The sequence below is a fragment of the Pandoraea anhela genome (assembly GCF_902459655.1).
Taxonomy (GTDB): Bacteria; Pseudomonadota; Gammaproteobacteria; order Burkholderiales; family Burkholderiaceae; genus Pandoraea; species Pandoraea anhela.
This window is the reverse complement of record NZ_CABPSB010000013.1, coordinates 101,066-113,897: the sequence shown is the minus strand read 5'-3', so window position 1 is coordinate 113,897 and position 12,832 is coordinate 101,066. Positions and strand designations below refer to the sequence as shown.

Genomic DNA, 12,832 nt, shown 5'->3' with positions numbered 1-12,832 from the left:
GGGGCGCCATATCGGGCAAACCGCATCAGGTAAGTGAGTGTGTACTCAGAACTTGCGACCGATGTGAAGGGCGACGACGCCGGCGGTCATGTTGTGATACTCCACGCGTTCGAGGCCGGCGTCTTCCATCATCGATTTGAGCGTTTCCTGATCCGGGTGCATGCGAATCGACTCGGCCAGATAGCGGTAGCTGTCGGCGTCGCCCGCGATACGCGAGCCGAGCCACGGCAGCACTTTGAACGAGTAAGCGTCGTACGCCTTCTCCAGCGGCTGCCAGACCTTCGAGAATTCCAGCACCATGACCTTGCCGCCCGGCTTGATCACACGACGCATTTCTGCGAGCGCGGCGTCCTTGTGGGTCATGTTGCGCAGACCGAATGCCACGGTCACCACGTCGAAATAGTTCGACGGGAACGGCAGCTTTTCGGCATCGCACAACAGCGACGGCGTGACGATACCGTCGTCGAGCAGACGGTCGCGCCCCACGCGCAGCATCGATTCGTTGATGTCGGTATGCCACACCTCCCCGCTCGGGCCGGCCGCGCGGGCGAACGCCTTCGAGAGGTCGCCCGTACCGCCAGCGATGTCGAGCACCTTGAAGCCGGGACGCACGGCGGCGCGGCCAATGGTGAAGGCCTTCCAGACACGGTGCAGGCCGCCCGACATCAGGTCGTTCATGATGTCGTACTTGCTGGCGACGGAATGGAACACTTCGGCGACCTTGCCGGCCTTTTCCTTCTCGTCGACGGTCTCATAACCGAAGTGGGTCTGTTCACCCATTGCACATCTCCAAAATCAGATAAGCGAGCGCACGCTCGGGCGTGCGCACTGCCATGGACTCAATGGTGGTGACAACCACCGGCAGCGGGCGAGGGCATGGGCGTGTCGCGGTCGACACCCGCCGCGGCGAGCTTGTCCAGATACTCCTGCCACAGGGCGTCCTGACGCACGCACAGTTCATACAGGAAGTCCCACGAATAAATGCCGGTGTCGTGACCGTCCGAAAAGACGGGACGCACCGCGTAGTTACCGATCGGCTCCAGGCCGTTCAACGTGACGTCGCGCTTGCCGGTTTGCAGCGTCTCCTGCCCCGGTCCGTGACCGCGCACTTCCGCCGAGGGCGAGAGCACGCGCAGCAATTCGAACGGCAGGCGGTAGGTTTTGCCGTCGTCATAACCGAGTTCCAGCACCTTGGATGCGCGATGCAGCGTCAGGGAAACGGGAATCGGCGTGTCTTTCTCCAGCCCAGCCATGGTCTTGCTCCAGAAAATTCGGTCGCGGCGCCTGCCGGGAGAACCTCGTGCAACGCCTTGCGCCGCCCCACATGGGGTTACGATGCGGCACATCGGCGGGCAGTATAGCCGCTCGGGCGTCAGCGGTCATGCCGACAGGGTTCGCGAAACCGCGCCCCTCGCCTGCCCCGCCGACACGACACCAGCACTAGGCCGGCCAACCGGGAATACGTTCCAATTCTGCCACGATGGCCTCGCGCAGCGCGGGCAGCCACGCCGCGCGTTCGGCGAGCACCGCCTGCGGCACTTCGCGCTGCGGCGCACTCCAGACCGAAGCCGGAAAGTGGATGTCATCGCGATAGCGCGGAATCACGTGCCAGTGCACGTGCGGCACGATGTTGCCCAGACTCGCGACGTTGACCTTGTGCGGCGACATCACGGTACGCTGCGCCGTCTCGACGGCAAACACGGCGCGCATCACATGCTCGCGCGCGGCTTGCGGCAAATCGCTCATCTCGGCCACGTGCGCGTGCCAGATCACGCGGGCGAAGCCGGGATAGCCGTGCTCGTCGGCCAACACCACGCGCAACACCGGATCGCGCCAAACGACTTCACCGCCGTCTCCGGCGCAAAACGGACATTCCATGATCGCTCCTCCCCCCATTTTCCCAACGCGCCTGCACATTACTCGCATTACTCGCATTACTCGCATTACTGCGCAATACTTGCGCGACACCGCGCAATATGCAGCAACACGCTGCATTCCGCCGCAATACCCCGCGCCGCCTCGCCACGCACTCACTGCTCACCCGCCACGACGGCGTCGCGGCTCACGCCATCAGGGCTTGCTGCGCTTCTTGCGCTTGCCTGTGGCCGGATCGACCGGACCCAGGGCGAGTTCGGCGAAATCGATCTCGCTGAGCAATTCGCGCAGCGTCTCGTCGTTGATGCGATGCGTAATGCGCAGCCGCGACAACTCCACGCGCTCCGCCTGCAACGCCGCCGCCCGCAGACGCCGCTCGACTTCCACCTCGCGCACGGCGCGCTCGCGCACCTCGTCCGAGGCCGTCGACGCATTGAGCGTGCGCCGATAGCGCCCCATCACCCGCGCCGCGGCCTCCGCACACACGGCCGTATCCAGCTCGTCGCCGGACTTGGCGATCACCTTCTGCAACGACTCGACGGCGCGAATCGCCGCCTCCGACGCCGCGAGCCGCGCCTCGCCCATCTCGCGATTGCGCGGGTCTTCGACCGGCCAGCGCACACCGCGCAGCAGGACGGGCAAGCCGAGGCTGCCGCCGATGAGCGAGAGCAGGATCACACCGGCGGCGAGGAAAATCAGCAGATCGCGCCCCGGGAACGGCGCACCGCCCGGCAGTGCCAGCGGCACGGAGAGCGCACCGGCCAGCGTCACCGCGCCGCGCACACCCGAGAGCGCTGTCACACCGGTAAAGCGCATGCCCGGCTTCATCGTGATTTCGCCGCGGCGCATGCCGAGGAAGTACATCACGCGCCACGCCACCCACACCCAGCAGAAGCGCAGCACGATGAGCACCGCCGAAATCGCGCCGACGTAGAACATCAGTTCGCTCAGATTGACGAGCGTGCCCCACAAATGCTCGCTCGGCCGCAACGCCGCGCGCACGATATCCGGCAATTGCAGCCCCAGCAGCACGAACACCGCGCCATTGAAGACGAATTCGAGCATCGACCATACGCCGTTGCCGAGAATGCGCGTGGCGGTGCGGGTGTTGAGCAGATCCGTCGAACTCACCGTCATGCCGGCGGCGACGGCCGCGAGAATGCCCGAGAAGCCGAAGTGTTCCGCCAGCAGATAGGCCGCGAACGGCATGAGCAGCAGAAGCAGCACGATGGTCGCGGGCTCTTCCGTGGAGGCGTCCATCACGCGACGATGGAACTGCGTGAACAGCCAGGTCACGGCCCATCCGGCGAGCAGGCCGCCCAGGGCGATGACGACGAACGAAAACGTGGCGTTGCCGATAGAGAAGATGCCGGTCGTCGCGGCCACCAGCGCGAACTTGAACGCGACCAGGCCCGATGCGTCGTTCATCATCGCCTCGCCTTCCAGTACGTGCATGAGCCGCGTGGGCATGCGCATGCGGCCGGTGAGCGCGGACACGGCCACTGCGTCCGTCGGCGAGAGCACCCCGCCGAGCGCGAACGCCACGGCGAGCGGAATCGACGGGATCATCCAGTGGATGAAATACCCCACGCCGAGCACGGTGAAGATCACGAGACCGAGGGCCATCGCGATAATCGGCACGCGCAAGTGCCAGAACTCGCGTTTGGGCATGCGCCAGCCGTCGGCGAAAAGCAGCGGCGGAATGAACAGCAGGAAGAAGATCTCCGGGTCGAGATCGATGTGCAGTCCCGCGCCCGGATAAGCGAGCGCGGCGCCCACGGCGATCTGCACGAGCGGTACCGGCAGGAATCTGACGAAGCTGACCAGCACGCCGGTCAGCGCCACCACGAACAGCAGGATCAGTGCTGTGTAGACTACCTCCATGCCACCTCCGTGGTCCGTCGGTCAGGCATCGGCCGCGTTCCCCGGAGGTTTTTGCCGGGCAGACATTGCATCAGACGAGCACGCGTTCGATACCGCCGTTGTTCGCATCATTGACGTAGTCCACCAGCCACTGCTCGCCCAGCACGTGCTTGGCGATCTCGACGACGATGTAGTCGGCGGTGACGTCCGCGTCGTCCTTGTAGCGCGACAGACCTTGCAGGCACGACGGGCAGCTCGTCAGGATCTTGACGTCATCGACCTTGCCGTCGGCGCGCAACTTCGCCGCGCCCTTGCGCATTTCCTCCTCCTTGCGGAAGCGGATCTGCGTCGAGATGTCCGGGCGCGTGACCGCCAGCGTACCCGATTCGCCGCAGCAACGATCGTTCTTCTCGATCTTGTACCCGTCGTTCTCGCTGCCCATCAACTGATTCACGAGTTTGACCGGGTCCATCGTCTTGATCGGCGTGTGGCACGGGTCGTGGTACATGTAGCGCGTACCATTCACACCTTCGAGCTTCACGTGCTTCTCGAGCAGATATTCGTGGATGTCCACGATACGGCAGCCCGGGAAGATCTTTTCGAATTCATAGCCGGCGAGCTGATCGTAGCAAGTGCCGCACGACACCACCACGGTCTTGATATCGAGGTAGTTCAGCGTGTTGGCCATGCGGTGGAACAACACGCGGTTGTCCGTCACGATCTTCTCGGCTTTCTCGCCCTGCCCCGAGCCGCGTTGCGGATAGCCGCAGCAAAGATAGCCCGGCGGCAGCACCGTCTGCACCCCCACGTGCCAGAGCATCGCCTGCGTGGCGAGACCGACCTGCGAGAACAGACGCTCCGAGCCGCAGCCCGGGAAGTAGAACACCGCTTCCGAGTCGACCGTCGTGGCCTTCGGGTTGCGAATGATCGGCACTACCTTGTTGTCTTCGATGTCGAGCAGCGCGCGCGCCGTTTTCTTCGGCAGGTTGCCCGGCATCTTCTTGTTGACGAAGTGGATTACCTCTTCGCGCAGCGGCGGCTTGCCGACCGTCGCGGGCGGATGCGCCGTCTGCTTCTTCGCGATCTTCTTGAAGACGTCCGCGCCGAAACGCTGCGCCTTGTAGCCCCAGTCGATCATCACCTTGCGGGTGATGTTGATGGTCTCCGGATTGGTCGCGTTCAGGAAGAACATGCCGGCGGCGGCCCCCGGATTGAACTTCTTCTTGCCCATCTTGCGCAGCAGGTTGCGCATGTTCATCGTCACGTCGCCGAAGTCGATCTTCACCGGGCAGGGCGTGGCGCACTTGTGGCAGACCGTGCAATGATCGGCCACGTCGTTGAACTCGTCCCAGTGCTTGATCGACACGCCGCGACGCGTCTGCTCTTCGTACAGGAAGGCTTCGATGAGCAGCGATGTCGCGAGAATCTTGTTACGCGGGCTGTAGAGCAGGTTCGCGCGCGGCACGTGCGTGGCGCACACCGGCTTGCACTTGCCGCAGCGCAGGCAGTCCTTCACGCTGTCGGCGATCGCGCCGATGTCCGACTGCTGCATGATCAGCGACTCGTAGCCCATCAGCCCGAAGCTCGGGGTATAGGCGTTGCGCAGATCGGCGGGCAGTTCGGGCAGGTTGAGCAGCTTGCCCTTGTTGAAGCGCCCTTCCGGGTCCACGCGCAGCTTGTACGCGCGGAATTCGCCGATTTCGGCTTCCGTCAGAAACTCCAGCTTGGTGATGCCGATACCGTGTTCGCCCGAGATCACGCCGTCGAGCGAGCGGGCGATGTCCATGATGCGGGCCACGGCCTTGTGCGCATCCTGGAGCATCTCGTAGTTGTCCGAGTTCACCGGGATGTTCGTGTGCACGTTGCCGTCACCGGCGTGCATGTGCAGCGCGACGAAGACACGGCCGTGCAGCACGCGCTTGTGGATGGCCTGCGCCTCGTCGAGAATCGGCTTGAACTCGCCGCCCGTGAAGATCTGACGCAGTTCCGCGCGAATCTCCTGCTTCCACGACACGCGCACCGTGCGATCCTGAAGCAGATCGATGAGACGCGTCTGCGGTTGCTTGTTCAGGCGATCGTTCAGCGCGACGTTGATGTCGCGAATGCCGTGACGGTTGAGCAGCGGAATCGCTTCGGCCAGCGGCATGTCGAAGTTGTCGCGCAGGAATTCCCAGCGCGCGCGCACCTGGCGCAGCGTCGTGAGCGCGGTCTGCACGCGGTCTTCGAGCAGTTCGGCCGACGGAATCTCGTTCGCATCGTCCGTCTTGCCGAGCGGCAGATTGCCGGCTTCGAAGAACGTTTCGAGCGCGTCGACCAGTTGCAGCTTGTTCTTGAGCGACAGTTCGATGTTGATGCGCTCGATGTGATCCGTGTACTCGCCCATGCGATGCAGCGGGATCACCACGTCTTCGTTGATCTTGAAGGCGTTCGTGTGGCGCGCGATCGCCGCCGTGCGCGAGCGGTCGAGCCAGAACTTCTTGCGCGCCTCGGCCGACACGGCGACGAAGCCTTCGCCGCTCTTGCCGTTGGCCATGCGGATCACTTCCGACGTTGCCTGCGCCACGGCATTGTCGTCGTCGCCGACGATATCGCCGATCAGCACCATCTTCGGGAACGCGTTGCGCTTCGACTTCGTGGCATAGCCCACGGCGCGCAGATAGCGTTCGTCCAGATGCTCCAGCCCCGCGAGAATCGCGCCGCCCGCCGCCGTCTGCGCGAACATGTAGTCCTTGATCTCGACGATGCTCGGAATCGCTTCCTTGGCCTGACCGAAGAACTCCAGACACACGGTACGCGTGTGCGCCGGCATCTTGTGCAAGATCCAGCGCGCGCTCGTGATCAGACCGTCGCAGCCTTCCTTCTGGATGCCCGGCAGCCCGGCGAGGAACTTGTCCGTGACATCCTTGCCAAGACCTTCCTTACGGAAACGCTTGCCTTCGATTTCCAGCAGTTCCGTTTTGAGCAGCGCCGCGCCCGGCGCCTGATTGCCGTCGTACCACTTCAGTTCGAAGCGGGCGACCGGAATGTCGTGAATCTTGCCGAGGTTGTGATCGAGACGCGTGACTTCGAGCCAGTTGCCCTGCGGATCGACCATGCGCCACCACGCAAGGTTATCGAGCGCGGTGCCCCACAGCACGGCCTTCTTGCCGCCGGCGTTCATGGCGACGTTGCCGCCGATGCACGAGGCGTCGATCGAGGTCGGGTCCACCGCAAAGACCAGCCCGGCACGCTCGGCGGCTTCCGCCACGCGACGCGTGACCACGCCGGCGCCCGAGAAGATCGTGCCGACGAGCTTGTCGACGCCCGGCAGTTGCAGGTATTCGACCTCGTCGAGCTGTTCGAGCTTTTCCGTATTGATGACGGCCGAGAACGGCGTGAGCGGAATCGCGCCGCCCGTATAGCCGGTGCCGCCGCCGCGCGGGATCACCGTCAGCCCGAGTTCGAAGCAGCCCTTCACCAGCGAGGCCATTTCCGCTTCGCTGTCCGGCGTGAGCACGACGAACGGATATTCAACACGCCAGTCGGTCGCGTCGGTGACATGCGACACGCGCGACAGGCCGTCGAACTTGATGTTGTCGCTGGCGGTCGTGCGCCCGAGCACCTTCTTTGCGCGACGGCGCAGTTCCGCCATCTTGTCGAACTCGGCGGCGAACTCCGCCACGGCGCGGCGGGCGGCCGCTTCCAGTTGCTCGACGCGGGCAGCGCGCTCGCGGCCATGCGTGTCGGCATGTTCGGCCACGTCGGCACGGCGACGCTTGTCGATTTCGTTCAGACGATGGTCGAGCGCGTCGATCAGCAGCTTGCGGCGCTTCGGGTTGTCCAGCAGGTCGTCTTGCAGATACGGATTGCGGCGCACCACCCAGATGTCGCCGAGCACTTCGTACAGCATGCGCGCCGAGCGGCCGGTGCGGCGTTCGGCGCGCAGTTCGTCGAGAATGGCCCATGCGTCCGCGCCGAGCAGGCGCATGACGATTTCGCGATCCGAAAACGACGTGTAGTTGTAGGGAATTTCACGCAGACGTGGCGGGTGAGCGGCTACGGCATGTTTAGCGTCGTGCGGCTCGAAGGCAGGCAAGGGTGCGTTCATCTTGTCGGGCTCGTCAGTGCGGCGGTGCATCCGCCGTCGGCGTTCGTCTCGCGGGACGCGCCGAAAGTCAAAATCGGGTATGCGCTGAAGATGCCGACCGCCGGCGCAAGGGGTGCGCGCGGGCCGGCAACGGTCGATCTGCGGTCAACGAGATCGACGACTGCCGTGCGAGGACGTCGCTGGCGACGATGAAGAATCGTGTCTCGCCATCGAGCAGAAGCACAGAGGGGTGAGGCAGTTGGTGCGCATGCCCAGATCTTTCTTCCGGCTTGGGAAAGTGTTGGTAGGGGAATGTAGATCGAATTGTACTTCATTGCACCGCAACACGTCGGCGCCGCACCGGAATTGCCGCTCAGGCGCGCGAATCCACTCTTTGCGGCCAGCGCGATCGCCTCATCGCAGCGTTGACGACACCTTCACGGGCCCCCAACCTACCGACCGCCAGCGTGACTTTCACCTTAAAAGCCTACCGTTATATCCGTTTAGATACAACGACTTGCAACACACTCCTGAACTGAAATTTCCGAAGAATGGGAGTATGGTCTAGCCGTCCCCCGCTCCATCCACCCGTCAAGAGGTGTATTTATGGCTTCGTTCCAACTGAACGGCAAACCGGTGAAGGTCGACGTCGACCCCGCCACTCCCCTGCTCTGGACCCTGCGCGACGCGCTCAACATGACCGGCACGAAGTTCGGCTGCGGCATGGCGCTGTGCGGGGCCTGCACTGTCCACATGGACGGCGCGCCCATCCGAAGCTGCATCACCCCGGTCTCTGCCGTCGAAGGCAAGAAGATCACCACCATCGAAAACGTCGGCGCCGATCCGGTCGGCCGCGCCGTGCAGGACGCCTGGATCAAGCACGACGTGCCCCAGTGCGGCTACTGCCAGAGCGGCCAGATCATGTCGGCCACCGCATTGCTGCGCGAGAACAAGACGCCCAACGACGAGCAGATCGACGCCGCCATGGCCGGCAACATCTGCCGCTGCGGCACTTACGCCCGCATTCGTGCGGCCATCAAAGACGCGGCATCGTCGCTGGCCTGAGACGAGGAGACACCCCGATGCGTGAACTTCGTTTCTCCCAACGCCCCGGCGTACCCGTGGGCGACTTCGCGGGCGTAAGCCGTCGCGGCTTTCTGAAGACGTCCGCCGTTGCGGCGGGCGGGCTGATGCTCGAGATGTCGTTGCCGGGCCTCATGCGCACGGCGAACGCTCAGGGCGCGGCCCCTGCCCCCGTCGTGCCGTCCGCCTTCGTCCACATCGCGCCGGACGACACCGTCACCATTCAGGTCAACCGTCTCGACTTCGGTCAGGGCGTGCAGACCGCCCTGCCGATGCTCGTCGCCGAAGAACTCGACTGCGACTGGGGCAAAGTGCGCGGCGAACTGGCCCCTGCCGGGGAAGCTTACAAAGACCCGGTGTTCGGTATCCAGATGACGGGCGGCTCCGGCACCATGGCCCACTCGTGGATGCAGTACCGTCGTATTGGGGCGTCGGCGCGCGCCATGCTGATCGCGGCCGCCGCGCAGCAGTGGAAAGTGCCGGCAGACCAGTTGCGCACCGAGAACGGCGTCGTGCTCGGCCCGAACGGCAAACGCGCCACGTACGGCAGCCTCGCCGCCAAGGCCCAGGCGCTGCCCGTGCCCGCCAACGTCGCCCTCAAGGATCCGTCGGCCTTCCGCCTGCTCGGCAAGCCGACCCGCCGGCTCGACGCCAAAGCCAAGTCGACCGGCACGCCGATGTACGGCATGGACTTCAAGTTGCCGAACCTCAAAGTGGCGGTCGTCGCGCGTCCTCCGGTATTCGGCGCCAAGGTGAAAAGCTTCGACGCGAAGGCCGCGAAAGCCGTCAAGGGTGTGCGCGACGTCCTCGAAATTCCGGACGACCGGGGCGGCACCGCCGTCGCCGTCGTCGCCGACGGCTACTGGCAAGCCAAGACCGGCCGCGACGCCCTCAAGGCCGAATGGGACACCAGCGGCGTCGAACACGTCGACACGACCCGGCAGTTGGCCCAATTCAAGGAAATGGCCAGGACGCCGGGTATCGTCGCGATCGACACCGACGTCTCCAAGCTCAAGGGCGCCCCCAAGACCCTGGTGGCCGAGTACAGCTTCCCGTATCTCGCCCACGCGCCGATGGAGCCGCTGAACTGCACCGTGCAGCTCTCCGACAAGGGCGCGGAAGTGTGGACCGGCACCCAGTTCCAGACCGTCGATCAGGCGGCCATCGCGCGCACGCTCGGCCTCAAGCCCGAGCAGGTCAAGCTGCACACGCTCATGGCGGGTGGCGGATTCGGCCGGCGCGCAGTGCCCACGTCCGACTACGGCGTCGAAGCCGCGCAGGTCGCGAAAGCGTGGCGCGGTGCGGGCCATCGCGAGCCGGTCAAGGTCATCTGGAGCCGCGAAGACGACATTCACGGCGGCTACTATCGTCCGATGTACGTTCACCGCGCCGAGATCGGTCTCGACGCCAAGGGCAACGTGCTGGCGTGGAATCACACCATCGTCGGCCAGTCGATCCTGCAAGGCACGCCGTTCGAACCGATGCTGGTCAATAACGGTATCGACGCCACCAGCGTGGAAGGGGTCTCGGGCACGCCGTACGCCGTGCCGCTGCGGCTCACGCTGCACAGCCCGAAGGCCAACGTCCCGGTGTTGTGGTGGCGTTCCGTGGGCAACACGCACACGGCGTTCGTCATGGAAACGCTGATCGACGAACTGGCCGGGCACGCGGGCCAGGACCCGGTGGCTTACCGTTACGCGCTGCTGGGCGACAAGCATCCGCGTCATCGCGAAGCCCTGGCGCTGGCCGTCGAGCGTTCGGGCTACGGCAAGACCAAGTTGCCCGAAGGCCAGGCGTGGGGCGTGGCCGTGCATGAATCGTTCGACTCGGTGGTGGCATATGTCGTGGTGGCGGAGATGCGCAACAAGGCGCCGCGACTCGTGAGTGCGGTGGCGGGTGTGCATTGCAACTTCGCGGTCAATCCTTTGACGGTCGCGGCGCAGGTGGAAGGCGCGGCGCTGATGGGACTGGGAACGACCTTGCCGGGCGCTGCGATCACGCTCAAAGATGGCGAAGTCGAGCAGAGCAACTTCCATCAGTACACGGTGGCGCGTCTGACGGACATGCCGGCGATCAGCGTGCACGTGGTGAGTTCGGGGGATGCCCCGACGGGCATGGGGGAGCCGGGCTTGCCGCCGTTGGCGCCGGCGTACGCAAATGCCATCGCCGCGTTGACGGGCAAGCGTTTACGCGCCTTGCCATTCGACGTCACGAGCGCATAAGCCCGGGGGCCCGAATCCTCCGACCCCATCGGAGGATGGGCCCTGAGACTCCAGGGCGGCAAGCCGGACCGGCGTCCCCTTCTTCATCGGTTTGGGTGGGTGCCCGAGGCGCTGAAGGGGGGCATCGGTCCGGTCCCCCGGACTTCGTTGGGATTGCAGCACGAGGCGATTCGACAGAGCGTTGCGCGAAGGCACTCGCCGTGGGAAGTCCCCTCGGGGGATCACCCCACGAGCAGATGTTTGAATGGCGCGAAGATGCCTTCCCAGAACGACGCCGGCACTCGCAGCATCAGATAAGTGATGGTGATGTAGCGCAGGGTTTTGCCGATGGCGACGTAGACGAGGCATGCGCGCCAGGACAAGCGTAGCCATCCGGCGAGTGTGCAGAGCGGATCGCCGATGACGGGCAGCCATGAGAGCAGTAGCAATGGCGGGCCGAAGCGGCGCATCCAGCGGCGATAACGTTCGTTCATCGGCGCGCGGCCTTCGACATCGGCCTTGTTGATCTCGTTGATCTCGTTGATCTCGTTGATCTCGTTGATCTCGTTGATCTCGTTGATCTCGTTGATCTCGTTGATCTCGTCGATCCTGCCGGCCTCGTCAGTCTTGCCGCCCTGCATCCCCGGCATCGTGACCGCCACCGTCCCATCCCCGGCAGACGCGGCAGCGCGCGCGTGCGCCCGCCGGCGTGCCTTGAGCCGCACATAAGCGCGGCGCGCCGCGAACCCCATCCACCAGTCCAGCATGCCGCCCAGCGTATTGCCCACGCTCGCCACCACGATCGCGGGCCAGAACATATGCGGATTGAGCGCCACGTAGCCGAACAGCGCCGGTTCCGAGCCCATCGGCAACAGCGTGGCGGAGAGAAATGAGACAAGGAAAATCGCGGGCAATCCCACGCCGGGCAACGCCAAAACGCCCAGCAGCCAGGTGATGAACGACTCCATGCAACTCCGGTAAGAAAGCGAAAATCCATCGAAAACCGCGTCGAGCGCGGCCATCCCAAACCGACCAGACGGTCGGCCAATGCCACCGCGAGCACTTGCACACGCGTTTGGCAGAAACGAAAAGTCTGGCGCATAATGCATGCCCATGACCCGACCCTCGACGCCGCCCGTGGCCATTCTACTGGCAGGCGGACTCGGTACCCGCTTCGACGCGGCGGGGCGCCGGAACAAGCTGCTCGCGCCGCTGCCCGGAGATCCCCTGAACCGACCCGTTGCCCTTGCCAGCGCCCACGCGCTGCTGGCGGCATTGCCGCGCGTCATCGCGGTCGTGCGTCCCGACTCGGCCGAGTTGGAGAACGTGCTCTTGCAGGCGGGTTGCGAAGTCGTCATGAGCCACGCCACCAAGCGCGGCATGGGCGCCACACTGGCGGCCGGCATTCAGGCCGCCGTCGACGAAGATCCGCCCCCGGGTCTCGAACATCTCGACGGCTGGCTCGTTGCGCTGGCCGACATGCCGTTCATCCATCCGAACACCTTGCGTGCGGTCGCCAACGGCCTCACGTCGCCCGAAGCTATCGTCGCACCGAGTTACCAGGGACAGCGCGGCCACCCGGTCGCCTTCGGTTCCGCCTACACCTCGCGTCTGGCCGCCCTCGATGGCGACGTCGGCGCGCGCGACCTGCTGATTAGCGAGCACATTACGATCGTCGATGTCGACGACGCCGGAATCGTGCGCGACATCGACACCCCCGACGACCTCAGCTAGGGCGCGCACT

At 64.8% G+C, this 12,832-nt stretch carries 8 protein-coding genes and 1 pseudogene; 3 read left to right on the top strand and 6 right to left on the bottom strand.

The annotated features are described in order from the left end of the window. Nucleotides 1–45: 45 nt before the first annotated feature. From ubiE to PAN31108_RS17475, 5 genes are all read right to left on the bottom strand, one after another. Nucleotides 46–780: a bifunctional demethylmenaquinone methyltransferase/2-methoxy-6-polyprenyl-1,4-benzoquinol methylase UbiE gene (ubiE, locus tag PAN31108_RS17495; protein ID WP_150670099.1), complete on the bottom strand. Its 735-nt coding sequence runs from the start codon at nucleotides 778–780 to the stop codon at nucleotides 46–48. A gap of 59 nt (nucleotides 781–839) precedes the next feature. After that, complete coding sequence (locus PAN31108_RS17490; protein ID WP_150670098.1) at nucleotides 840–1,253, bottom strand: gamma-butyrobetaine hydroxylase family protein; 414 nt, start codon at nucleotides 1,251–1,253, stop codon at nucleotides 840–842. A gap of 187 nt (nucleotides 1,254–1,440) precedes the next feature. Then, a complete protein-coding gene (locus PAN31108_RS17485) occupies nucleotides 1,441–1,878 on the bottom strand; it encodes an HIT family protein (RefSeq protein ID WP_150670097.1) in 438 nt (145 codons plus the stop codon). Nucleotides 1,879–2,070: 192 nt separating this feature from the next. After that, nucleotides 2,071–3,759, bottom strand: a complete 1,689-nt coding sequence (locus PAN31108_RS17480) for a Na+/H+ antiporter (protein WP_150670096.1) — start codon at nucleotides 3,757–3,759, stop codon at nucleotides 2,071–2,073. Between the two features lie 70 nt (nucleotides 3,760–3,829). Then, nucleotides 3,830–7,825, bottom strand: coding sequence for a DUF3683 domain-containing protein (locus tag PAN31108_RS17475; protein WP_150670095.1), 3,996 nt, complete (start codon nucleotides 7,823–7,825; stop codon nucleotides 3,830–3,832). Between the two features lie 585 nt (nucleotides 7,826–8,410). Here PAN31108_RS17475 and PAN31108_RS17470 point away from each other — a divergent pair. Next, complete coding sequence (locus PAN31108_RS17470) at nucleotides 8,411–8,869, top strand: (2Fe-2S)-binding protein (RefSeq protein ID WP_150670094.1); 459 nt, start codon at nucleotides 8,411–8,413, stop codon at nucleotides 8,867–8,869. Nucleotides 8,870–8,886: 17 nt separating this feature from the next. Beyond that, the gene (locus tag PAN31108_RS17465; RefSeq protein ID WP_150670093.1) at nucleotides 8,887–11,109 is read left to right on the top strand and encodes a xanthine dehydrogenase family protein molybdopterin-binding subunit; all 2,223 of its coding nucleotides are present in this window, start codon (nucleotides 8,887–8,889) and stop codon (nucleotides 11,107–11,109) included. Nucleotides 11,110–11,783: 674 nt separating this feature from the next. Here the strand turns inward: PAN31108_RS17465 and PAN31108_RS17455 are convergent. Then, nucleotides 11,784–12,056: pseudogene (locus tag PAN31108_RS17455) on the bottom strand (YqaA family protein); the annotation flags it as partial. Nucleotides 12,057–12,201: 145 nt separating this feature from the next. Between PAN31108_RS17455 and PAN31108_RS17450 the strand changes: the two are divergent. Then, entirely contained in the window at nucleotides 12,202–12,822 is a 621-nt protein-coding gene (locus PAN31108_RS17450; protein WP_150670092.1) for a nucleotidyltransferase family protein, read from the top strand. The last annotated feature ends 10 nt before the right edge of the window (nucleotides 12,823–12,832 follow it).

Coding starts and splice junctions, on each gene's coding strand:
- ubiE (WP_150670099.1), bottom strand. CDS start 780: ATGGGTGAACAGACCCACTTCGGTTATGAGACCGTCGACGAGAAGGAA.
- PAN31108_RS17490 (WP_150670098.1), bottom strand. CDS start 1,253: ATGGCTGGGCTGGAGAAAGACACGCCGATTCCCGTTTCCCTGACGCTG.
- PAN31108_RS17485 (WP_150670097.1), bottom strand. CDS start 1,878: ATGGAATGTCCGTTTTGCGCCGGAGACGGCGGTGAAGTCGTTTGGCGC.
- PAN31108_RS17480 (WP_150670096.1), bottom strand. CDS start 3,759: ATGGAGGTAGTCTACACAGCACTGATCCTGCTGTTCGTGGTGGCGCTG.
- PAN31108_RS17475 (WP_150670095.1), bottom strand. CDS start 7,825: ATGAACGCACCCTTGCCTGCCTTCGAGCCGCACGACGCTAAACATGCC.
- PAN31108_RS17470 (WP_150670094.1), top strand. CDS start 8,411: ATGGCTTCGTTCCAACTGAACGGCAAACCGGTGAAGGTCGACGTCGAC.
- PAN31108_RS17465 (WP_150670093.1), top strand. CDS start 8,887: ATGCGTGAACTTCGTTTCTCCCAACGCCCCGGCGTACCCGTGGGCGAC.
- PAN31108_RS17450 (WP_150670092.1), top strand. CDS start 12,202: ATGACCCGACCCTCGACGCCGCCCGTGGCCATTCTACTGGCAGGCGGA.